Annotated in this window: 22 protein-coding genes; 15 read left to right on the top strand and 7 right to left on the bottom strand. The window is 52.3% G+C overall.

Going from position 1 to position 23,332, the window contains the following annotated elements; genetic code table 11:
- The first annotated feature begins 66 nt into the window (after nt 1-66).
- Complete coding sequence (locus tag KIS77_02430; protein MCW5921172.1) at nt 67-2,799, top strand: PD-(D/E)XK nuclease family protein; 2,733 nt, start codon at nt 67-69, stop codon at nt 2,797-2,799.
- 273 nt (nt 2,800-3,072) lie between these two features.
- Complete coding sequence (locus KIS77_02425) at nt 3,073-4,917, top strand: hypothetical protein (GenBank protein MCW5921171.1); 1,845 nt, start codon at nt 3,073-3,075, stop codon at nt 4,915-4,917.
- Nucleotides 4,918-4,922: 5 nt separating this feature from the next.
- Here KIS77_02425 and KIS77_02420 read toward each other — a convergent pair whose 3' ends face one another.
- Nucleotides 4,923-5,240, bottom strand: a complete 318-nt coding sequence (locus KIS77_02420; GenBank protein MCW5921170.1) for a 2Fe-2S iron-sulfur cluster binding domain-containing protein — start codon at nt 5,238-5,240, stop codon at nt 4,923-4,925.
- Between the two features lie 688 nt (nt 5,241-5,928).
- Between KIS77_02420 and KIS77_02415 the strand changes: the two genes are divergently transcribed.
- The 12 genes from KIS77_02415 (at nt 5,929) to KIS77_02360 (ending at nt 17,255) form a co-directional block, all read left to right on the top strand.
- A complete protein-coding gene (locus KIS77_02415; GenBank protein MCW5921169.1) occupies nt 5,929-6,180 on the top strand; it encodes a type II toxin-antitoxin system RelE/ParE family toxin in 252 nt (83 codons plus the stop codon).
- Nucleotides 6,181-6,227: 47 nt separating this feature from the next.
- Nucleotides 6,228-8,132, top strand: a complete 1,905-nt coding sequence (locus KIS77_02410) for an ABC-F family ATP-binding cassette domain-containing protein (protein ID MCW5921168.1) — start codon at nt 6,228-6,230, stop codon at nt 8,130-8,132.
- Nucleotides 8,133-8,157: 25 nt separating this feature from the next.
- Nucleotides 8,158-8,421 (top strand): hypothetical protein, encoded by a 264-nt coding sequence (locus tag KIS77_02405; GenBank protein MCW5921167.1) that lies wholly within the window; start codon nt 8,158-8,160, stop codon nt 8,419-8,421.
- Nucleotides 8,408-8,944, top strand: a complete 537-nt coding sequence (locus tag KIS77_02400) for a hypothetical protein (GenBank protein ID MCW5921166.1) — start codon at nt 8,408-8,410, stop codon at nt 8,942-8,944. Before KIS77_02405 ends, KIS77_02400 begins: the two co-directional genes overlap by 14 nt.
- 37 nt (nt 8,945-8,981) lie before the next feature.
- Nucleotides 8,982-9,986, top strand: coding sequence for an SH3 domain-containing protein (locus KIS77_02395; GenBank protein ID MCW5921165.1), 1,005 nt, complete (start codon nt 8,982-8,984; stop codon nt 9,984-9,986).
- A gap of 78 nt (nt 9,987-10,064) precedes the next feature.
- The gene (locus tag KIS77_02390; protein ID MCW5921164.1) at nt 10,065-10,496 is read left to right on the top strand and encodes a four helix bundle protein; all 432 of its coding nucleotides are present in this window, start codon (nt 10,065-10,067) and stop codon (nt 10,494-10,496) included.
- A gap of 254 nt (nt 10,497-10,750) precedes the next feature.
- Nucleotides 10,751-11,956 (top strand): aminotransferase class I/II-fold pyridoxal phosphate-dependent enzyme, encoded by a 1,206-nt coding sequence (locus KIS77_02385; protein MCW5921163.1) that lies wholly within the window; start codon nt 10,751-10,753, stop codon nt 11,954-11,956.
- Between the two features lie 578 nt (nt 11,957-12,534).
- Nucleotides 12,535-13,245 carry a hypothetical protein gene (locus tag KIS77_02380; GenBank protein ID MCW5921162.1) on the top strand — a complete coding sequence of 237 codons (711 nt, stop codon included), beginning with the start codon at nt 12,535-12,537 and terminating at the stop codon, nt 13,243-13,245.
- Between the two features lie 234 nt (nt 13,246-13,479).
- A complete protein-coding gene (locus tag KIS77_02375) occupies nt 13,480-14,685 on the top strand; it encodes a DUF2029 domain-containing protein (GenBank protein MCW5921161.1) in 1,206 nt (401 codons plus the stop codon).
- The gene (locus KIS77_02370; GenBank protein ID MCW5921160.1) at nt 14,682-15,353 is read left to right on the top strand and encodes a hypothetical protein; all 672 of its coding nucleotides are present in this window, start codon (nt 14,682-14,684) and stop codon (nt 15,351-15,353) included. Before KIS77_02375 ends, KIS77_02370 begins: the two co-directional genes overlap by 4 nt.
- A 194-nt stretch (nt 15,354-15,547) precedes the next feature.
- Nucleotides 15,548-16,258 carry a hypothetical protein gene (locus KIS77_02365; protein MCW5921159.1) on the top strand — a complete coding sequence of 237 codons (711 nt, stop codon included), beginning with the start codon at nt 15,548-15,550 and terminating at the stop codon, nt 16,256-16,258.
- Nucleotides 16,230-17,255: an NAD(P)/FAD-dependent oxidoreductase gene (locus KIS77_02360; protein MCW5921158.1), complete on the top strand. Its 1,026-nt coding sequence runs from the start codon at nt 16,230-16,232 to the stop codon at nt 17,253-17,255. Before KIS77_02365 ends, KIS77_02360 begins: the two co-directional genes overlap by 29 nt.
- A gap of 144 nt (nt 17,256-17,399) precedes the next feature.
- Here KIS77_02360 and KIS77_02355 read toward each other — a convergent pair whose 3' ends face one another.
- Both KIS77_02355 and KIS77_02350 read right to left on the bottom strand, forming a co-directional pair.
- Complete coding sequence (locus KIS77_02355) at nt 17,400-17,915, bottom strand: DUF4199 family protein (protein MCW5921157.1); 516 nt, start codon at nt 17,913-17,915, stop codon at nt 17,400-17,402.
- Between the two features lie 20 nt (nt 17,916-17,935).
- The gene (locus KIS77_02350; protein ID MCW5921156.1) at nt 17,936-18,499 is read right to left on the bottom strand and encodes a DUF4199 domain-containing protein; all 564 of its coding nucleotides are present in this window, start codon (nt 18,497-18,499) and stop codon (nt 17,936-17,938) included.
- 251 nt (nt 18,500-18,750) lie between these two features.
- Here KIS77_02350 and KIS77_02345 point away from each other — a divergent pair, with 251 nt between their 5' ends.
- Nucleotides 18,751-20,526: an ABC transporter ATP-binding protein gene (locus KIS77_02345; GenBank protein MCW5921155.1), complete on the top strand. Its 1,776-nt coding sequence runs from the start codon at nt 18,751-18,753 to the stop codon at nt 20,524-20,526.
- Nucleotides 20,527-20,548: 22 nt separating this feature from the next.
- Here KIS77_02345 and KIS77_02340 read toward each other — a convergent pair whose 3' ends face one another.
- The 4 genes from KIS77_02340 to KIS77_02325 all read right to left on the bottom strand — a co-directional run bounded on the left by KIS77_02340 (nt 20,549) and on the right by KIS77_02325 (nt 23,328).
- Entirely contained in the window at nt 20,549-21,067 is a 519-nt protein-coding gene (locus tag KIS77_02340; protein ID MCW5921154.1) for a DUF2480 family protein, read from the bottom strand.
- A gap of 51 nt (nt 21,068-21,118) precedes the next feature.
- Complete coding sequence (gene scpB / locus KIS77_02335) at nt 21,119-21,694, bottom strand: SMC-Scp complex subunit ScpB (GenBank protein MCW5921153.1); 576 nt, start codon at nt 21,692-21,694, stop codon at nt 21,119-21,121.
- Between the two features lie 329 nt (nt 21,695-22,023).
- Nucleotides 22,024-22,545, bottom strand: coding sequence for a DUF4382 domain-containing protein (locus KIS77_02330; protein MCW5921152.1), 522 nt, complete (start codon nt 22,543-22,545; stop codon nt 22,024-22,026).
- 240 nt (nt 22,546-22,785) lie between these two features.
- The gene (locus tag KIS77_02325) at nt 22,786-23,328 is read right to left on the bottom strand and encodes a peptidoglycan-binding protein (GenBank protein ID MCW5921151.1); all 543 of its coding nucleotides are present in this window, start codon (nt 23,326-23,328) and stop codon (nt 22,786-22,788) included.
- Nucleotides 23,329-23,332 lie beyond the last annotated feature (4 nt).

Here is a 23,332-nt window from a genome sequence, read left to right as displayed (position 1 = left end):
AAAATTGTTTCAAAAAAGCGGGGCAAAGCTAAGTGAAAAAGGCGGGAGCGCCTACTTTTGTTCGCCATGTTTACTTGTCATTTCGGTATTGATTTCGATGGCCCGGTCTATGCCCCTCCCAGCCCGACGAGGGTGGGCGCGTTTTACGCTGGCCCGCAAAAACTGTTGCATTGGCTTGAAAATCAACTTGGTTTGTGTGGTTATCCCGAAAACACCGACTACCTCCGCATCGAATTATACCGACAGGCTTTGGGGCAGCACCTCATCGCGCTCGAGCAGGACTCGCCCGCCAACCGACATCCATTCTACGAAAAATCCTTCGCCGCCGACCGCTTTGCCACGGCTGCCACCTTGCTGGCTTGGCGCGACGAATTGTTGCTGGCCAGCAACGGGAGGTTTTCCCTTTTGGCATCTCTTGATGGGCTGCCCCCTCGATTGGCCACACTTGGCGCGGTCGAGGCATTATTTCAAGAAAAATTGTCTGCCCCCGAGGCAGATGTGCGAGCCTTTGGTTTCGCCGACCGCTTTGTGCAAGTGTTGCGAACTTTAAAAAAACGGCCAGTCCCGTTGTCAAAAATCTGGCTTCACGAACCGGAGCACCTGCAAGCACCACATATTCAATGGTTGTTGCAAATCCTTCGTTCGCACAAAATCGAAATAGAGACGACCCATGCCATTTGTGCGGCAGATGCCAAGACGAATCTAGGGCACTTGCAGCGAAAAATGAGCGGCGAGGAACCGGTGCCGCCCGCGGAGGCTGAGGCTTCCAGCATCCTCATTCTTCGCGCTCGCCGCGATAGCGACGCTGCGGTTGCTTTGGCGCAAATCGCCAAACACAACCCCGCATTTTGCCCAGTCTTCCTTGTGCCCGAGATGAACTTATTGCTGGAGCGGGCGCTGGTGCTCGAAGGTTTTCCGGCAATGGGGATTCTGTCGGCTTCCTTAGCTCGCCCCTCATTGCAAGTGCTCAAACTGGCTCCCGCTTTTCTGTGGGAACCAGTGGACGTGTTCAAAATCATGGAATTCGCCACCCTGCCCGTGAAGCCCCTCGATGGGGGGTTAGCATTGGAGATAGCGCGTGTGTTGGCTGAAAAGCCGGGAATGATGAGCGACACTTGGTTTGCGGCGGTGTATGGCTATTTGGAGCAAGCAGAGGTGCCTGATAGGGTGCGGGAGCAATATGAGTTTTGGTTTGGTCGTCGTCGTTATTCAGCCAACGGCACGGCCCCCAAACGCGAGGCGATTGTGATTTACAACTATTTGCACGAGTGGGCGCTTGATTATTTTGATGAAACGGGCAGCACCAACACTTCCCTGCTCGTGTTGGCCGAGCAAGCCCGACGCATCCGCGACTTGCTCGAAACCCTGCCCGAGCAACGCATCACTTTTCTCGAACTGGAGCGCATCGTCCGCACCATCTACGAGCCATCGCCCGTGCAGTTTGCGCCCGCAGAGTTGGGGCGATTCGAGTTCGTGCATAGCCCCGGCGCTTTGGCGACACCCGTGGACACCCTCGTTTGGTGGAATTGCCTGTACGAGAACACAACCCCTACCCCCGACAAATGGCAATCGGAAGAACGAAACTTCTGCGAGCAGCAAGGGTGGCTCCTTGGCACACCGCGGCGGGAAAGCCAACTGAACCTCCTGCGACAGATGCGTCCAGTGTTGCAAACGGCTCAAAGGCTCATCCTTGTGGTGCCACAACAGGCTGATGGCGCGGAGGCCGTGCCGAACCTGCTGCTGGGTGACATAGAGGCGACTTTCCCGCATCGACAAGCGTTCACTTTTCGCCTCGACGACGAAACCGACAGAAATCGCCTGAGCCAACTATGGCAAATGCCCGAACGGTCTTTGTTGGCTGTTCGCCCTGCTGGTCGGGCGCATCCCCAATTGCGCATCGAGCGCCCCGATTTGCTGCCGGAAAGCGAGTATGAGACACCGACCAACTTGGAGAGCCTTTTTTACTACCCACACCGCTGGTTTTTCAGGCAAAAAATGCGGCTTTTCCCTTCGAGCCTGCTCAGTGTGACGGGCGACACCACCTTGCTCGGCAGCCTGGCTCACCGTTTTTTTGAAAAATTATTGAAGGACGACATCACGGCACTCGACCGACGCGCCGTGCAGGAATGGGTGGACGCGGAAGCCGAGACCTTGTTGCCCCGCGAAGGAGCGACGCTCTTGCTTTATGGCCGCGAACCAGAGCGCAATGCCTTTTTGAATCGAGTGAAAAACGCCGCTTGGAGCCTCGTGTCGCTGCTTCGAAGCAATGGCTGGAGCGTGGCGCATACCGAACTTGACTTGGAAGGCTTTTTTGGAAAAATGCCCGTGCGCGGCAAGGCCGATTTGGTGCTTCAACGTGCGGACGAACTGGCCATCGTTGACCTGAAATGGAGCGGGGCCCGGCGGCGAAGGGAACTGATAAAAAATGGCGAAGATTTGCAACTTGTCCTTTACGCTCACCTTTTGCCTCCCGCCGGGCAATGGCCCCACACGGCTTATTTCATTTTGGAGGAGGGGAAAATGATAGCCCGCAACACAATGGCCTTCAAAGAAGCTATTGTCGCCGGAAACGGCAACGAGGACCACGCGGCAGCTTGCGAAGCCATTTTTCAAAAAATGGAAAAAACTTTCGCATGGCGCATGGAACAATTGCAACTTGGCACGCTGGAACTCCGCACTGCCCGCACGGCGCAAGAACTGGAAGCCATCTACGAGGGGCAACTTTTTGAACTGTTGGAAATGAAAACGGACGACGCGCCGTGGGACGATTACCGGGTGCTGCTCGAAATGGGGCTATAACGCGGCTCCCTCTCCCAAACAAGCCAGTTGTGTATGCCTGAAATAGGTTGACGGACAACCTATCTCAGGCACACACAAATCGTAAATCATGCGAATCAAGAATTGGAAAATCCAAAGTGTTGAAAGTCATATTTTTAAGCACCCACGTTTACGAAACTTTCAAAAGTTTCGTAAACGTAAGTCGCTTAAAACGAAGTCAATTTTCTAACCCTTGATTCGCATAAATCTCAAATCGTAAATCGTAAATCGCAAATCGTAAATCGCAAATCGCCCATGCGCTACTCCCTCTACACCTGTTTCTTCATCGGATTGTGTTATGTGGCCTCGTTTCACTATTTCAAAAACTGGCAAAATGGCTTTTCGGGAGGCGACCCGAATGGGTATTACATTTGGCTGACCTCGTCGTTGTTGTACCGGGATGTGGAGAATCCGCAGACGACGCTACAAGTGCGTCGCAAAGTGTTTGGGCAGCCCGACCGCCCCATGGAGGATGAGGGATTCAGCCGCCCCGCGGGGGCGAGCGAAGCGGTTTATTTGAACAAGTACACGATGGGGATGGCAGTGCTATATGCGCCATTTTTCGCCGCCGCGCATTGGCTCGCGCCTTTGCTGGGCTATGAGCCTGACGGGTATTCGATGATTTATCGCTACTTGGTGTTTTTGAATGCCTGCGTGTATGGTTTTCTTGGCTTGCTGGTGCTGCGGAAGGTACTGCTCCGATATTTCCCCGACCGCATCGCGGCGTGGGTGCTGGGAGCGATTGGCTTGGCGACGAATTTATACTTTTTTTCGGTCTGGAATACCGGCATGAGCCATGCGGGGTCGTTCTTGCTGTTTGCACTGCTGCTCTTGTTCACCGAGCGGTGGTACGAGACACAGCGCATCGCCTATGCGGTGGGGGTGGGGCTTGCTTTTGGTCTGATTGCGCTGATTCGCCCTTCCGATGCGATGATGGCCTTGGCGCCGCTCCTTTGGGGCATTTCGTCGTGGCAGGCTTTGCGCGGGCGTCTTGCATTGTTGCGGGAAAAATGGCTGCATTGCGCGGCATTGGTTGGCTGCGCGGTATTGGTGGGCCTGCCACAATTGTTGTTCTGGAAAAAACACGCTGGCACATTTTTCTATTACAGCTACGGCGACGAGGGTTTTGACTTTTCCAATCCACATTTGCTGGAAGGTATATTCGGGTACCAAAACGGCTGGCTTGCCTACACCCCCGTGATGTATCTCGCCATCTTTGGCATCTGGTGGCTGTGGAAAAGCCGCAACAATTATCTGCTACCCGTCCTACTCATCCTGCCCGCTCAACTTTACCTCATTTACAGCTATTGGTGTTGGCAATGGACCAACGGCTTCGGCGCTCGACCCATGATACAGTTCTACGCGCTGCTGGCCATCCCGATGGGATACTTTCTTGTTTTTGCCTTCAAAAAACTATGGCTTCGGTGGTTGACACCGGGGTTCATCCTGCTGTGCACTGCGCTCAACGTGTTTCAAACTTGGCAGTACGACAGGGGAATGCAATGGACAGAACTGAGCAACCGACGCTTTTTCTTTTCCTCCATGTGGAAAACCCGTCTAAGCGCAAACGACCTGCTCTACTTCGATGGCGCTCCCGCTCAACCCGCCGACCCCAGCCGTCTTCGTCTGGTGAAAACGTTGTACTTCAACGATTTTGAAGACTCCGCTTCCACCCACTTCACCCGCGAATACCGATATGCTGGGCAGTTTGGCTATCGTTTCAATCAATCGCAGCAGTTCAGTCCGGGGCTTGTGGTCGAACCCGTCGGGGCAGAGCTCAAGCCAGGCCGATGGCTCAAGGTGAGTGTATGGTGCATGCGACCCGATATTTTTCTCGACCTCTACAAAATGAGCCAATTGGTGACTTATATCGGTCAGGGCGGTGAAATGCTCGATTATTGCGCCGTGCGGCTTGAAAACAAGCCGGGCAATCGAGAAGGCACTTTGTGGACCGGCAGGTCGAATATGTGGGGGCAGGTGAGCTATTTCATGCCAGTGCCCAAAAATATCCGAGAAGACGCGCTACTGAAAGTGTATGTGTGGAACCCTCAGGCACACGATATTTTCGTGGACGACTTGCGGGTAGAGTTGTACGAGTAAGCTTTCTACTCCCCTACTGGCGCCAATCGTACGGTGAGACCGTCCATGTCGTCCTTGAGTTTGATTTGGCAGCCGAGGCGACTGTTGTTTTTCACGAAAAAAGCCGAATCGAGCATGGCCAATTCGTCGTCGGAGGGCACGGGCAGGGCATGGTCGCTGAGGACGTAAACATGACAGGATGCACAGAGCGCCATGCCGCCACAGGTGCCTTCCACGGGCAGTTCGTAGGCTTTGCACAATTCCATTAGGCTCAGCCCCATGTCGGTGGGGGCTTCGAGGTCGTGGGGCGTTTCTTCGCGGTCGAGGACGGTGACGTGAATCATGGAGTGCGGATGATTTTTGAGGGGCAAAGGTAATCCATAGTCAGTGACGGGTGGGTGGGTTGTTCGCCAGTTGACGGTCTTTCACGACGCGAGTGATGTGGCGGCAGCGCGAGAATTAAAAAAGGCATTCCACATAAAGCGAAATGCCCTGCTTTTCCAAAATTCAGATTTATTTGTTGGCCAGCACCTGTTTATACCTCGCGCCGCCAAGTTTTCAGCGTCGTCTAGGGTAGCGTTTACTAAACTTTTGAAGTTTAGTAAACGTGATCTCATCCTTCCAACCATGCTGAAAACTTGGCGGCACGAGGTATAGTATCTCCAAGTGACATGCAAGTCAATTTTTATTCCGTGCCATGCAGCCGGATTGTAAAGTTGGATAATTAGGGTAGCGTTTACTAAACTTTTGAAGTTTAGTAAACGTGATCTCATCCTTCCAACCATGCTGAAAACTTGGCGGCACGAGGTATATCAGCTCTTGCGTAATAACTGCTCGATTAAAAAACTTTGACCCATATCAAAATGCGCAACAAGCGGGTATATTTCTTTTCGGGCCTGAAATGGACAGCAACAACTGCTTCCGGATTACTTTCGTATTTACTAAAATCCACGAAAAAGGAATACCCTATCGAGATGAATGGACCGACCGAATACAAAGTCTTCAAGCACGCATCATGATAATTTGCGCGCAGTGTATGTTTTCCATTTGGAGAAATCCGAGCGTTATGCCGACACGCTGTTGGACGCCATATTCGACAAGGTGAAACCCATTGAGCAATTTCCTTTGCTAGGCAGAATGGTGCCGGAATTGAATATCCCTTCCATTCGTGAATTGATAGTGGAAAAATACCGCATCATCTATTTTGTCTCCGATGCACCGGAAATCAGGATTATTGCCATTCGCCACAGCGCGCGGCCGCTTGATTTGCCCTTTAATTCGTAAACAATGGGCAAAACGAGGCCTCCCATTTTCCTACCTTTGCGCCCGCTATGCTCAGCCTCTCAAACATCTACATCCAATACGGCAACCGCATCCTGCTCGATTCGGTCAACTTCGTGCTCAAACCCGGCGAGCGCGTCGGCCTCGTGGGCCGCAACGGCGCGGGCAAATCCACCCTCCTCAAAATCATCGCCGGTGAAATGTCGCCCCACGAAGGCAACGTGGTGGTGCCGGCGCATTTCACGCTCGGCTACTTGCACCAAGACATGCTCTTGCCCAAAGGCAAAACCGTCATTGACGAGACCATGACCGCCTTTGCCGAAATACTGGCCTTGGAAAACGAGTTGCGACGCATCGAAAACGAACTCGCTACCCGCGACGACTACGAGTCCGATGCCTACCACAAGCTCATCGAGCAGATGAGCGACGTGACCGAACACCTCCACCACATGGGAAGCGCCACCACCCAAGCCGACGCGGAAAAAGTGCTCGCAGGTCTCGGCTTTCAACACACCGACATGACGCGCCTGACCGACGAGTTTAGCGGTGGCTGGCAAATGCGCATCGAACTCGCCAAAATGCTCCTGCGCCAGCCCGACCTGCTGTTGCTCGACGAGCCGACCAACCACCTCGACATCGAGAGCATCCTCTGGCTCGAAAACTGGCTCGTCAACTACCCCGGTATGGTCATCGTCATCAGTCACGACCGCCGCTTCCTCGACAACGTGACCAACCGAACAGCGGAAATCTCGCTCGGCAAAATCTATGACTACAAAGCCCCCTACTCCAAGTATGTGGAACTCAGCGCCGAGCGCCGCGAACAAATGCAAAACGCCTATGAAAACCAACAGCGCGTCATCGCCGACAAGGAGCGCACCATCGCCCGATTCATGGCCAAAGCCAGCAAGACCAGCATGGCGCAGAGTATGCAAAAGCAACTGGACAAGATGGAGCGCATCGAAATCGCCGACATGGACACGGCAACGATGAAAATCCGATTCCCCGAAGCGCCGCGCTCAGGGGAAGTGGTGGCAAAGGCCGAACATTTGAGCAAACGATACGGCCATTTGAAAGTGCTGGAAAACGTTGACTTTCAAATTTTAAGAGGCGAGCGCGTGGCCTTCGTTGGCCAAAACGGACAGGGCAAGACCACACTGGCCAAAATACTGATTGGCGCCGAACCCGCCACTTCCGGCAAGGCCACGCTGGGTCACAACGTCAGCATCGGATACTACGCCCAGAATCAGGCCGAGACACTCGACCCCAAACTCACGCTGCTCCAGACAATGGAGCAACACTCGCCGGAAGAAATGCGCACCAAACTCCGCGGCATTCTCGGCGCCTTCCTCTTCAGCGGTGAAGATGTGGACAAAAAAGTGGCGGCACTCAGCGGTGGCGAACGCGCCCGCCTCGCATTGGCCTGCATGCTCCTACGCCCATTCAATTTCCTCCTGCTCGACGAGCCGACCAACCACCTCGACATGCTCTCCAAAGACGTGCTCAAGCAGGCACTCTTGGCCTACAATGGCACCTTGCTCGTGGTGAGCCACGACCGCGAGTTCTTGTCCGAGCTGACCACGCGCACCATCGAGTTCCGCGATGGACATTTGAAAGAATACCTCGGCGACGTGAACTATTTCCTCGAAAAACGACGGGTGGACAATATGCGAGATGTGGAAAAACGAACAACAACACACGGCACGCAACTGACGGACAACGGCGTGCAGGTGCTTGGTTCGGAAGAGAAAAAACAATTGCAACGGGTGGTGCAAAAAGCCGAAAAACGCATCGGCGAACTAGAGGGCGAAATCGGAAAGTGGGAGCAAAAGATGGCCGACCCGGAATTCTACAATCGCCCCGAATCAAGCGAGGCCATTCTTAAATACAACAACCTAAAAGTGGAATTGCAAACCGTTTACGGAGAATGGGAGCAGGCGGTGGAAAGGTTGGGATAGAGCGTCCTTGTTTCAAACAATAACTATGAACACAGCAGACCTTACCAGCGGCTTTGGGGTATTCCTCATCCTTACTGCTTTTTCACTCAACACTTTCGGCATTTTAAACAGGGAAGACCGAAGTTATCTCATTCTGAATCTTGCCGGCGGCGTGCTTGCCAGTGTTGGGGCTTGGCTTATTCAGTCCATACCCTTTTTGGTCTTGGAAACAACTTGGACGGTAGTGGCAATAGCAGGTTTGGCAAAATCGTTCCGAATAACAAAGAATTCCAACCATGCAAAAATCTGAGCTGCTCACTCGCCTATTCGCCTGGCTCAGTCTATTCGCGCTGTTCGCACTGGCTTGGCTCTACACGCGAGAGTTCCGCATTTTCTCCAACACCATCGGGATAGGCAAATTGGCGTTAGGCTCAATCATTGCTGGCTTATTGCTGGCAGTTGGCGTGCTCTATCGCTTCCGAGAGCGCCTCACGCCGTGGGAACGGCATTTGCCAGAGGTTTTTTTCTGTTTGCTCATGTTTCCATTGTTTGCCCCCTTGTTTGGCAGCTTGCTCAACCGAGCAGTGGGCAAGACCGAATACCAGCCTTTTGAGTTCATTGCCGAAACACCTTTCTACGCCTCCAACTACGGCGTGTTGAAAGGAGAGGAAGTAGAGCAGACAGGCTGGTTTCTCACGGTTCGGGAAAATGGAGCTTCATACAAATTTAAATACAAAACACAAGCCTACTACCCGCTCACCAAACCCGGCGACACCATACTTTTGCCCGTGCAAAAAGGGCTGTTCGGCTTCCGTGTCGTGCTGCTCAAATGAACCACTGCCACCCTATTTCTCTCAACTCAATTTTTCAATGAAGTCGCTCCGCTTCCTGTTCCCGGCACTTTTCCTGACGCTGCCAACGCTCGCCCAATCCCCCTTTTTCCCCGAAGAAATGGTCGTCACCGCCACCTCGCTCAACCTGCGCGAGACACCCGACAAAAACGGCAAAAAAATCACCTCCCTGTCGCGCGGCACCGTCGTGCAATTCGTGGAAGCCCACGACAACGGCCAATGGGTGCAAGCCGATGCCAACGACCCCAACTCCCCCTACGGCCCTTGGCTCAAAATCCGCCATCAAGGCAAGACGGGCTACGCTTTTGGCATCTACTTAAGCGGCACCATCGGCCTTTTCCGCGAACAAGAAATGGTCCACGACGAAAGCCCCTTGCCCCCATTCCACTGGTACGGCGTGTATCAACGCGACTCTTTTGCCGATGAGCTACGGAAAATCGAGGTGCGGGTAGAGAAAACATACAGCGAATTTTACGGCGACACCATCCAAGTGCTGAAAACCAACCAAAAAATGGAAAGCAAATTCATCGTTGGCAGCTTTCAGCCCATGAAAACAGGATATGCAGGGCCACTCGGCGTATATGAGGTGCAACACTTTTACCTGTCCGGCCAACTGTCACCCGGCAACACCACATCCATTCACGCTGGCTATGACGACAAAAACCCAAACGAGGCCGCCGAAAAACCCAGCTATACGTTGGTGGCAACAGGCTGCGCCAGCATGGATGCCAACGAATTCTTCTCAGTGCGCGTCAGCGACTACAAACTCTCCCTACTTGACTTCACCACTACCCCAGCCCGCCGGCAGGACTTGACGCCTTGGGTGCAAATAGCCTCCGAGGAAGCCATGCCGACGGTCAGCCTTAGCTGGTATGGCGACCTCGACATGGACGGAAAGCCCGATGCCATCCTCAACGACTGCCCCTATGAGATGGGCTGCCGCGAATCCATTTTCCTATCCTCAAAAGCAAAACCCGGCGAGTACCTGAAAAAGGTGTGCGAACGGTTTTGGCCGATGGATTAGAGGGGGCATTGGGGGTTATTAAGGGGCATTAAGGGTCATTGGGGGTCATTAAAAGTCATTTTTTAAATTTTTACGAAAATGAATTACATTCCGATTGAAGAGTTAGAAGTACACAAACTTGCCATGGAAATTGGCGAGGAAAATTGGGTTGTTGTGGACAAATGGCCGGAATTTCCGAAAAAAGTCGTTGGAGCGCAATGCTGCGAGGCAGGAGATTCCATTGCTGCTAACATATCAGAAGCGCATGGCCGTTATCACTACAAAGACAAAAAGAATTTTTGTTTCTTCGCCAGAGGCTCCCTCCTCGAATCGAAAACTTGGCTCAAAAAATCGCACAATCGAAAACTTGTTGATGACGAAACCCATACCCGTATCCACGACAAGTTGAAAAGATGTCATTACCTGCTTAATCAGTATATTAAGTCAATCGGCACCTCCAAGAGAGTGTTCAGAAAAGTGTGTCAAACCATACCGGATGTTTTCTTTTTACGCAATACACGCCGCGCTTAAAGGAATGTAAATTATTGAAAACCAAAACTCTGTGCCCTTCGTGCCTCTGTGTTTTCTTATCGTCTCCCTTGGGATGACACAGTTTTCTAAACACTCTCACCTCCAATGATGGCAATGATGGGGACAGTAAAGTTCAAGAACCTGATGCTCTGCCCTACGGCCTACCCCCTGATTTCGACAATCTTAATGACTTTAAATGCCCCTCCCAATTACCCCTAATTACCCCCAATTACCCCTAATGACTTTTAACAACCATGCAACTCGACTCCCTCCTCGCAAAAGAACACCCCGACAACCGCACGACTGCCCCCCATGTGCTGCCCATTTATGCCACGTCATCGTTCGCGTTTGAGGACATAAATCAAGGCGTCGAAATTTTCAAAAACATCGAAAGCGGCCACGTTTACAGCCGCTACGCTAACCCAACAGTGGACACGGTGGCCGCCAAAATCGCCGCGCTCGAAACGCACGGTCTCGGCCTCGAAGCCTCAGCGGTGATGACCTCAAGCGGCATGTCGGCCATCTCGACCTTGCTGCTCGGCGTGTTGAAATCTGGCGACAAAATCCTGACGCAGGGCAATCTGTATGGCGGCACCACAGAATTGCTCGCCGCAGTGTTCGGCCAATTCGGCGTGGAAACAGTACTCACCGATTTGCGCGATTTGAACCGTGTGGAGGCCATTTTAAAAAATGACTCTAACGACCCCAATTACCGCAATATCCGGCTGCTCTACTGCGAGACACCCGCCAACCCCACGCTCGCCTGCGTGAACATCGGCGCGCTGGCGGATTTAGCGCACCGACACAGCGCCTTGTGCGCCATTGACAACACCTTTTCTACCCCGCTTTTGCAACAACCCTTCGCGCACGGCGTGGATTTCATCGTTCACTCCACGACCAAATACCTCAATGGCCACGGCAACTCCATCGCAGGCATCATCGTAGGGCGCGACAAAACCCTGATGCGCAAAAACGTGTGGCGTGCCATGAAACTTGCAGGCACCAACTGCTCGCCCTTCGAGGCATGGCTCACGCACAACGGTCTGAAAACCCTCGCCTTGCGCATGGAGCGCCACTGCTCCAACGCGCTTGCGCTGGCCGAGTTTTTGGAAAAACACCCCGCCGTCGAGCGCGTCAACTACCCCGGCCTCGCCTCCCACCCCGACCACACATTGGCGAAACGCCAGATGCGCAGCGGCTTTGGCGGCATGCTCAGCTTTGAACTCAAAGGCGGCCTCGAAGCAGGCATCCGGTGCATGAATCGAATCCAGTTCTGTACGCTGGCCCCCACGCTCGGCGATGTGGACACGCTGATTTTGCACCCGGCATCGAGCTCGCATGTGGCCGTGCCAAAGGAAATTCGCCTGCAAAACGGCATCACCGACGGGCTGGTGCGGGTGTCAGTGGGCATTGAAAACGTGGCGGACATCATCGGGGATTTGGAGCAGGCCCTTTCCTGAGCGACGTGCGGCATTGCCTTTTTTTCAAAAAAATTTGTAAAAACTTAGTCCGCCTCCGGGCGCAGAGGACTCGGTTGACAGGCTTACATGTTTTTGACAGGATTTACAAGATTTACAGGATTTTTCGCAGCGAAGCCGACTCATCTTTGTAAATCCTGTCAAAATTCAAGGTCTGCTGTCTTGCCTAAGTTTTTACAAAAATTTCAGGCATCTGATAACGTTTCGAGGCAAGCCGACATTAACGAGCAACTTGTCTATCGAACATTCACGCTTCGTCCCCACCCTCTCGGTTTTTTTATTTCAATAGGCAAGGCGCAACATCCGCCCCCCCCCCACAGAACCACATTTGACATAAGATATGGCTGGCTGCGGCGACGCGCCAGCCATGTTTTTTATAATTGGTGAAGAAAAGAATAAAACACGGCATGGAAAAAGCGGCGCTAGCGCTATCGGAGTTGTTGCAATCCGCTTGACACGACAGCCCGGAACGAACCTTCCGAGATATTGCCCCGTCACACGGTACATTCCCTAACTTTGCCCCCGTCAGAATTTCTGTTCAACAAAAAATAGGGAATGTCATGAAAATACTCCTGTTGACGCTTTCCGCGCTCACCATGCTTGCTGCCGAAAAATGCCGCAAAAACGTCGCTAGCACGCCCCTACCGCTCGTGAGCCTTGAGACGGGCCCTTGCTTCGGTTTTTGCCCTGTGTTCAAATTGGATGCCCTCGATAACGGCCTCGTGCGATATGAGGGCATCCAATTTGTGGAAAAAGAAGGCCGCGACTCTTTCCTACTAACGAAAGAAGAGCTCAAACAACTGAAAGCCAAAACGCAGGAAGTCAACCTCTGGCAATACCCCGACCAGATTCAGACCGATGTGGTGGATGCGCCTTATGCCACGCTCACGGCGTACAACCGCGACAAGAGCAAAAGTGTGCGCGGCTCCATTGACCGACCAGCCCCCTTGCTCCAACTTGAAGACTTGCTCAAAGACCTCGCGGAAGCGCACGGCATTCAGGTGAAACGTGGGGTCAACCCCAACTCACCGCCCTCTGGCAGCCAACGTGAGGTGGTGGTGCACCTCAAGCCAGACGTGAACGCGGGCAATTGGCTCGCCCAGTTTGGCGAGCTCCGACTGCGGCTTGTGCGCCGGCTCGCCGCGGAAAACATCTGGCTCGTGGCCTACAACCCCAACGAAATAGCGGAAAAAGAACTGATTAGCCTGCTTAAAGACATGGATGGCGTGGTGGATGTGCAGACCAATTTGCCAGTGAAAGAGAGGGATTAGACCTGGGATTTGCGATTTGCGATTTGCGATTTACGATTTACGATTTGCGATTTACGATTTACGATTTACGATTTACGATTTGCGATTGGGGATTTGCGATTGGGGATTTGCGATTGGGGATTTGCGATTTGCCTGCCCGGCCAAGCGCAGCGGACGGGATTCGGTTGTGATAGTTGATTGCTCAATGACAAGGCGACATTCGAGACAGCCTCACGCTTCCGCGTGGATTCAAACATGAAGGATTTTTGGAAAAACAAGAGGGTCTTGTGGACGGTGTATGCACTGGCCGCGGTCATCGTCTCGGCGCAGGCGCTGCATTTGGGCGAACGCGCAGGCGGATATACTTTTTACGAGAACTACGTCATTTTCAAAAACGCCTTCCCTCACCTGTTGCATGGGCTGAATCCCTACGCCGACTTTCCCGCCGAACAATGGGACCTGTACAAATATAGCCCGGCATTCGCGCTCTTCATGGCCCCCTTTGCCGCGTTGCCCGATTGGGCGGGGCTGCCCTTGTGGAACCTCCTGAATGCGCTCGTCCTTTTGGCAGCCATTCTCCGACTTCCTTTGCTGTCGGAGGGTCAAAGAGGCTTTGTCGCTTGGTTCGTGCTGTTAGAGCTCATCACTTCCATGCAAAACAGCCAAAGCAATGGCCTTACCGCAGGGCTGATGCTGTGGACATTCATCGCTTTTGAGCGCGGCAAAATGTGGCAAGCGGCTGGCTTCGTGGCAGGATCGGCTTTCATCAAAATTTTTGGATTCGCGTCGGCGGTGCTAGTGCTGCTCTATGCGAAGTGGCGGGCGTTTTTGGTGTTTTCCGAAAGCAATGGGAGCGCGTTTTGGAAATTTGTGGGATGGCTCATGGCATGGGTGTTGTCGCTTGCATTGATTCCTTTGCTGTTCATGTCGCCCTCGCATTTGTGGCAAGTGTACGAATGGTGGTGGGAGCTCTTGCGCGACGACCACGCGGCATCCGTTGGGCTGTCGGTGCAGGGCTGGCTACAAACATGGTTTGGTTGGATGCCCTCGAAAATGGGCGTGACGCTGGCGGGAATGGCCATTTTAACTGCAAGCATTGTTGCCGTGTCCCGAGTACCGTCTGCCGCAAACCGCGTGCTAGCGTGTGCGTCGCTTATGCTCTGGGTTGTCGTTTTCAACCACAAAGCCGAATCGCCGACCTTTATCATCGCCATGTGCGGCATCGCGTTGTGGTGGTGCGTAGCGGAAAAAAGGGCGTGGGAAAGAGCCTTGTTGTGGGTTGCATTCGCTTTGGTCTCGTTGTCGCCGACGGACATTTTTCCGCCCAATATTCGCCGCGAAATCATTCAGCCTTTCGTGTTGAAAGCCGTGCCTTGCATCGCCATTTGGGGGATTATAACCTGGAAATTATTACGACGAGCTCGGACGCATTTTATTCGCGGTCAAAAACTTAAAACATGAAACTGCTCAAATCTGCATTCCTGTCTTTTTGCCTGACAAGCCCTTTTTTCACATGGGCGCAGTTGCCCAAAGGCGGGATTATCCTCGAAGGAAACTTTTATTTCGGCACCCCTTTTAAAGATGAAAACGCACCGGAAGGCACCAAGTCGCCCTACCAGTTGGGGCTGGGCGCTTCGGCGGGTTTCCTGATTACGCCCCGCACTGAACTCGGTTTCGGATTGGGCTTGTTGTCCAGCCGAAGCGCCTACTTCCCCACTCCTGATCCCGGCTCTTTTCCGTACCCGATCTTTTTTGGAAACGTCCGGAAGGCTTGGGGGATAACGCCGCGTATTTTTTGGCGGCATTATTCGCAATTGGCAGGCAAAATTTTGTTCTCTTCGGGTGTGGCGTTCAACACGCAATTTGGCAGCACCGAACAACAGGATTTTTCTTCGGGCGCCGTTTTGGAGCGCAATTTCACTCAACTCTCGCTGGGCTATACGCCCTCGCTGGTGTACCAGTTCAGCCCGCGACTCGGTGTCCGGGGCAATTTCGGCCTTATCGGTTTTGTGTTTGTCAAGGAAGAAGGCGTCGAATCCTGGGACAAAAATTTTTCCGCCAGTTTTTCGCCACAGAACCTCAACTTCGGAATATTTTTTCTGGTAAATGCCGGAAAATCAACAGATTAAGGTCAGGATTAAGAATGACGAACGTCACCGTTCAGAAAAAACGATGGCCTTAGTTTTGCCGAAAAATTGGGAAACGAGTGAAATTCTGAACGTTACCAAAACCTTAAAAACCGTTTCAAGCGAAAGCGATTCCCAAGCCGGCGGCGTATCAGAAGACAGAAAACTCATTTTGTTCAATCAAAAATTTCTGTCCGATGAAATTGTCGAGAACTACCCTTCTGCTCATTTGTTGTATCGCCGTTTCCCGCTATTCGCACGCGCAATTTCAAAAGGGCGACTGGTTGTTGGAAGGCGGGGGCGATTTGCGATGGGAGAAAGCGCATGGGAAAGCCGATGTTGACTTGTCGCAAGGAACTTTCAGGGTCAGTGTGTCGAATGGTTTTGGCTGGAATGTGTCTGCTGGAAAGTTTATCGGCGACCACCGGGAAATAGGGCTTTCGTTCGAGGAGGATTGGAGACGTATCACGCACGAGTCGCACTATTTGTCTGGTTCAAACATTGTGGTTTGGATAGACGAAATCACGAATTACAGTTTTGTTACCAACCTGTTCTTCCGTCGCTATTATCATTGGAATAGGCGTTGGTTTGGCGGGTATCGCGTTGCGGTATCGAGTGTTTATGGCTATTACACGAGTCAAGTCATTGTCAATGGCACCAAATCGCCTCTGATTGGCAATATAAATTACAGAATCGGGGCCAATGCAAATATGTTTGTGGCGCGGATGCTTGGCAAACGTTTTGGGGCGAGGGTTTCGGTGGGCAATATCGGCTGGAGCGTAAGGTCTGAACAAAGTGCTAAAAAACTACGGTATTCCTCTTTTGACCTCAATTTTCGGAATGTTGTTTTCCCCAACATCTCCCTTTTTTGGACATTTCATGGAAAATCAAAAAACGATAGAGACTGACATTATCATCATTGGGGCGGGGCCTGTGGGTCTGTTCGCCGTGTTCGAGGCGGGATTGTTGAAATTGCGCTGTCACCTCATTGATGCCCTACCCTATCCCGGTGGGCAGCTCACGGAAATTTATCCGAAAAAGCCCATCTACGACATTCCCGGTTGCCCGGAGATTCTGGCAAGCGACTTGGTAAGCAACTTGATGCGCCAAATCGCCCCCTTCAAACCGGGCTTCACGCTGGGCGAACGCGCCGAAACCGTTGAAAAACAAGCAGATGGCCGATGGCTCGTCACCACCTCGAAGGGCGCCAAGCACCTCGCGCCCGTCATTTTCATCGCCGCAGGCTTGGGCAGTTTTGAGCCTCGAAAGCCTCCGATTGACAACATCGGCGAGTTTGAGGACAAGGGTGTGGAATACTTCGTGCGCAACCCGGAATTCTACCAGAATCGCCGCGTCGTCATTGCTGGCGGTGGCGACTCGGCCCTCGATTGGGCGATTTATCTTTCCAAAGTCGCCCGTGAGCTGACGCTCGTTCATCGCCGAACGGAGTTTCGCGGCGCGCCTGACTCGGTGGAAAAAATCCAGTATCTGGCAAAAAAAGGAAAAATCAAACTTCTCACCAACTCGCAAGTCGTCGGGCTGAATGGCAACGGTCAGCTCCACAGCGTCACCATCCAACACGACACGGAAGGGGCGTTCCAGATACCGACCGACCATTTTGTGCCGCTTTTTGGCCTCACGCCCAAACTTGGCCCGATTGCCAACTGGGGACTTGGCATTGACAAGAACGCCATTGAGGTCAACACGCTTGACTACAGCACCAACGTGCCGGGCATCTTTGCCATTGGCGACATCAATACCTACACGGGCAAACTCAAGCTGATTCTCTGCGGCTTCCACGAGGCAACGCTGGCTTGCCAGTCAGCCTTCAAAATCGTGCACCCCGACCAAAAGCTGTCGTTCAAATACACGACGGTGACGGGGATAGAGGGCATGGGCAATTGAGGAACTGGCTGACAGGTTTTTGTAGAGAAAATTTTTGGGGGGCAGGACTTACAAGATTTGCAGGCACTTGAAAAGGACAAGCCCAATTCTTGTAAACCCCGCCCCCCCCAAAAAAACCGTCAACCATTGAGGAGCACGAGCCATTCATTTTCTCGCGCGCATGATGCCAGCGATGCCGGCAGCCAACAGGAACCCGCCCAAGGCACCGATGCCCATTTGCATGAACACGGTGCCCATGGTGAGCGAAACCCCCTCTTTTTCAATGGTTTGAATCTGTTCGCGGAGTTGATTGGCTCGTTGCGGGTCGCCGGGGCCTGCATCAAGTTGTTTTTGCAGGTAGTCCAATTGGAGCTGGGTCTCCATCCGCAACAATTCGGGGTCGGCCAAATGTAGCGTGTACCAGCAAAGCCAGAATAGCAGGTTGACCAGTAAAAAGACAGTGAACGGCGTTCGGATAATGTCGCGGAAGTCGCGGGCAACGCCTTTCTCGGCACAGTCTTCTTTAGCAGCTTGCCACATGAACAATAGATAGAAGACCAGACTCCCCCAATAGAGCCAGATATTGAGCAGGTAGTCTTTTTTGACAATATAGAGCATCACAAAAAAGAAGACGACTACCATGCCGCCCAAAAGACCATATCGAACACTGACATTTTTCATTGAAAAACACTAAGGGAGAGTCAAATGACAGAGCGTTCGCGCTTCATGACCAGCCCCGCTATGAGGCCGATAATGAGGCCAATCAGCACACTCATGAATACCTGCATGAGAGACACCCCTATCGGGTTGGTGAAAGCTGATGACATGCTTGCGGCCAATTCGATTTGTTCCTCGCTCATGCCCTGTTCGGCCCAAGCCTCTTGCATGGCATCCATCATTTGTTGCTTGTAACCGGGATTGATGACCGTCAGGTAGAGAATGGAAAAAACGGCTCCGATAGCGCCCGCGACCAAGCCAGTGAGCGCGCCTATGCCGATGCAACGGCCCAAGCCAATGTAACCGCCCAATTGCTCATCCCTGTCAGCTTTGATTGCGCTGACGATGGCCCATATAGCCACGCCCACTCCAATCAGTGTATAGACCCACTTGATGGAGCCAGTAGTTGGCATGGAAGGGTCAGTGTTGGTGAGGAAGGCGACCAGCGATGAAAGAATGCCGACAGCTGCCCAAATAGCGCCGAATCGGATGGCCAGCTGACGGTAGGAAACGGTGGAGGGGTCCGGGTAGGAAGGATTGGTGAGCATACAGAGAGTATTTTCGTTTTGTGAAAGACTAACGTTTGATTGCAGGGCGAAACTAAGCCCCTTTGGAAGCCTGTGAACCAATAATTGCGATTATTTTTTTGTTTTTAACGACCAAAAACTGCTTTTGACGAACTTTGCCTGTATAAAATCGTTTGAAAGGCTGTTAAGATTGGCGGGTTGACGGGCTGGGTGCGCATCTCGCTTACCAGCCAATCCTCAAACCCGTCAACCCGCCCACACTCTCCTCATAAATGTCTGACACTCAGAAATTCAACTACCCCTTATTCCGCCGAGTGATGGCTATGGTGAAGCCTTACAAGCGGACCTTTTACTTCACCGCAGCGCTGACGCTTGTGCTTGCCCCGTTGGCAGTGCTTCGACCCAAATTGGTGGAAACGATGGTGGACGACTACATCGTGACGAGCAACGTGGGTGGCATGGCGCTTTTGACTTGCATCATCTTGGGCGTGTTGTTGTTGGAAGTGGTGCTGCGCTATTTCTTCCTCTATTGGGCCGATTGGCTTGGGCAAGCAACCATACGCGACCTGCGCGTGAAGGTGTTCAACCACGTCACGAGCCTCAATCTCAACTATTTCGACAAAACACCTATCGGCCAAAGCACCACACGCACCATCAACGACATTGAGGCCATCAACACCGTTTTTTCAGAGGGAAGCATCACGATTCTGGCAGACTTGATGACGCTGACGGCTGTTTTGGCCATGATGTTTTACACCTCATGGAAATTGACGTTGGTGGTGCTGGTGGTCTTCCCACTCTTGATATGGGGTAGTTACCAATTCAAGGAAAGCGTGCGCAAGAGCTATGAGAAAGTGCGCAATCACATTGCCACCATGAACTCTTTTTTGCAGGAACGCATCAGCGGAATGCGCATCGTGCAAATTTTCAACGCGGAGGCCCGCGAAGCGGAGAAATTCCGCCAAATCAACAGGGACTACACCTCGGCCAACCTGCGGGCCATTTTCGCCTACGCCGTTTTTTTCCCGGTGGTTGACATCATTTCGGCACTCTCGCTCGGCCTCATGGTGTGGTATGGCGCTCGCGGCGTGCTCATGGAGGAAGTGACGATTGGGATGCTTGTCGCTTTCCCGCTTTACATCACGATGCTCTACCGCCCCATCCGAATGTTGGCCGATAAGTTTAACACCCTCCAAATGGGGTTGATTGCCGCGGAACGCGTGTTCAGGCTATTGGAAAACAATGACAAAGTGCAAAACTCCGGCCATCTGGCCCCTGAAAAACTGCAAGGCAGGGTGGAGTTCGACCAAGTGCATTTTTCTTACAGCGGTGATGTGGAAAAAGACGCGATACTGCGCGGTGTTTCTTTTGAAATAAATCCCGGCGACACGTTGGCCATCGTGGGCAGCACAGGTAGCGGGAAGACGACGATTATCAGCCTGCTCAATCGTTTCTACGAAGTTCAGAAGGGGCAAATTCGCATTGACGGCCACGACCTGCGAGCGTATGACGTGTTCGCGCTGCGCCGTCGCATCGCGGTCGTGCTGCAAGATGTTTTTCTCTTTTCAGGCACCGTGCTCGAAAACATCACCTTGCGCGACACGAGCATCACGGAGGAACAAGTGGTGAAGGCTGCGAAAATGATTGGCGCACACAAGTTTATCCAAAAATTGCCGGGCGGCTATCAATATCAGGTGATGGAGCGAGGCGCGACGCTTTCGATGGGCCAACGCCAGTTGATTTCCTTCGTGCGGGCGCTTGTGTTCAATCCAGACATACTTATTCTCGACGAGGCTACTTCGTCTATTGACCCCGAATCGGAAGCCGTCATACAACACGCCATCGAGACGCTCATCGCCAAGCGCACGAGCATCATCATCGCGCATCGCCTCTCGACGATTCGCCACGCCACAAACATTTTGGTCTTGGAAAAAGGCGAGGTCAAGGAATTCGGCTCGCACGATGTGTTGCTCGAACTGGAAGAGGGCAAATACCGCGAGTTGTACGAAAAACAATTTTTGCAAGTGACGGCGGAGGCTGGGGTTTGAGGAGCAATGTGCCACTCGGTGCTTACTTTTTCTTGTAAACAGGCACGGTGGAGCAGGGTTCGCCGAACATGATGCTCTGAGCCACGGGTTGGAGGCGGCGCGTGATTTCCATATACGCTGAGGGAGGCACGGGCTTGTCGCTGCAACCTTTGACGACGATTCGCTTGCCTGCGTAGTCGTCCATGTTCAGCGTGGCGAGTTTTCGCAAAAAAGCGGTTTCGGCAAATAAATCGGGAGAGGTGAGTGCAACATCGCTGGCAAAAGGTGCGGCGTGTGTGGCCACAAGCATATAGGCCCACATCGGAATGATGGCATCGGCGGAGCAAAACACGGCTAGGTTTTTCCCTTCATACTGCGACCAATCATGGGTTTTCAAGGCCTCCCGAAAATCTTTTTCCTTCAAAATCAGCCCCATGAACAGGTAGTCCTTTAAGTCGAAGGGTACGATTTCACCGACCGGATAAAGCTCTTCCAAGTCAATGGTGAGGAGGCCGCTTTGCGCGACGCGATTGACGAGTGGTTGTTCGAGTGTGGTCTCCACGATTGAAAAAATGTTGTTTTTGATGTCTTCACCAAGCCTTTTGCTGAAGGTTCAGTTCCTCTCTACCACTTCTTCCGCGGCAGGTGCTTCTCCCACCGTGTTTTCCACCTCTTTGAAATCTTTGGGTTTGGGCAGGTCTGCCAAACTATTGATGCCCATATAGTCCATGAATTTTTCGGAAGTGGCATAGAGTAGCGGGCGACCGGGGCCTTCGCTACGCCCGGCGATTGTAACAAGTTCTTTTTCCAAAAGTTTCTGCAAAGCGTAGTCGCAGTTGACTCCGCGAATTTCCTCGAGCTCGGAGCGGCTCACGGGTTGTTTGTAGGCAATGAGTGCCAGCGTTTCCATGGCTGCCTGCGAAAGCCGTTTTTTGGTTGTCTGTTTGAGATGAATGGCAACTGCGTTGTGGTAGGCACCCTTAGTGAGAAACTGCCACCCCCCGGCTATTTCCACCAACTCGAATGCGAAATTATCCTGCGAAAACTGCGCTCGGGTCTCTTCGATGGCGGCCAAGATGTCAGCCTCCGACACCTCCATCTGGAGAGCTTCTTCCAGTGCCGATTTGATATCGGCTGTGGGTATCGCTTGCGGTGAAGCAAAGATGAGGGCTTCGATGTGTTGTTTCATGGGGCAAAGGTAAGAATGGAGATTGGTTGATTGGCGATGGATTGGTTGAGGTCTTTGAACATCTGGTATGCAAGCGCACATTCAGGCGGGGTGCATTTCAAATTGTCGCTTCTGTACACCGGAACCCTGTTCTGATATGTGCCGGAACAGCGTTCCGTCTTACTTGCGACAATTTGAAACGACGATGTCTCACAAGTGATAGCTGTTGACAGGATTAACAACATTTACAGGATTTGCGTCCTTATTTTTAGAAAAAAAACCTGTAAATCTTGTTAATCCTGTCGAAGTTTGAACTTGTGAGACAGCCTGCGTTTTCAGCGTCTCACATCTCAGTTTTTCACTTTGATGACTGGCTTCAAGATGAAGCCGCCGTTGCCTGTCTTGACCACGGACTGTTCGGCGTCGAAATCGAGTGTGAGGGTGTTGATGTCAAGGTTGAGCGATTTGTCAATCTTTATTTTCAGGCCGGACTGCTGCGCGCTGGGGGTCTGGAGCGGATAAACGATGCTATCCACCATCACCGAGTTGTCGGGGCCGAGGATGAAGCGGACCTCTTTCAACACGTCGGCTGGCACCATGCCTGTTGCGAGCAACGTGTCCACGCCGTTTTGAAAATCGAGCAGGTTGTAAATGCCCGCGTTGGTATTCAAGGAAACCCACTGCGAGGTGTCGTTGGCCGCTTTGATGCGCACCTCCTTGATGTCCACGTTGACTTGCTGATAATCGCCGGGGCCATCCGTGAGACGGATATGAAGGGTGACCAAGTCTTTGGCGCTGCTGTTGTCGTCTTTGTTGCAAGCGAAGAAGGCGGCCAGACCGAGAGCGAATGTGATTAAGAACACTTTTTTCATGTGTGATAACAGTTTGACGTTGAAAAATCGGATGATGGACGGGATTAAAATAGAATTGTATAGTATGACATGACCGCTTTGAGAGCGGTGATAAGGTAAGATTCCCATGGGCAGCCATGCCACGCGAAATGCCGCAAAAACGGCTTTGCAGGGCTGTTATTTTGGCCATAACAAAAATCGGCTGCCCCGAAATGTGGGAGGGGCAGCCGATTCTATCGCTATGAAAGATATTTTGGGCTTCTATTGCATCTGTTGTCTGATATGTTCTGCGTTGAGGTTGAGGAGCAAGTCCAAGGTGGCGCCTTCGGAGGGCAGATTGTTGGCTACCTGAAATTTTTTCAATGCGGATTTTGTCTTTTTGTCGTATTGACCGTTGGTGTCGCCGGGATAGAAGCCTTTTTGCTTGAGCACTTCTTGCACGGTACGAATTTCTTTGGGAGAAATCAAAGCGGCTTGTCCTTCGCGGGATGTCCTTTTCGAGAAATCGTCGCCCAATGTGGTATTCATGGGCTTGAGTCCCTGCAACAGGTTTTGGCTGGTCTCTTGCATGAGCAAGGTGTGTTGCGAGAGCTTTGAATCCACTCTATCCAACAGTCTATTGAACAACATCGCCTGAACAACGGCTGCAACCAGCAAGATGCTGCCTCCCACGAATACATAACGATTGAAGGTGCGCAATCCTTCGTAGTTGATTCTTATCCTCGAACTGTCGGGGTTTTTCGTGTCGCTGGCAGAGGCGATATTGTGTGTGCGCGATGCGGCGGTGGCGGATTTTTCCTGCATAAGA

This window comes from Saprospiraceae bacterium, from assembly GCA_026129545.1.
In the GTDB taxonomy this organism is placed as follows: Bacteria; Bacteroidota; Bacteroidia; order Chitinophagales; family Saprospiraceae; genus M3007.
This window is presented reverse-complemented; position numbering and strand designations above follow the sequence as displayed.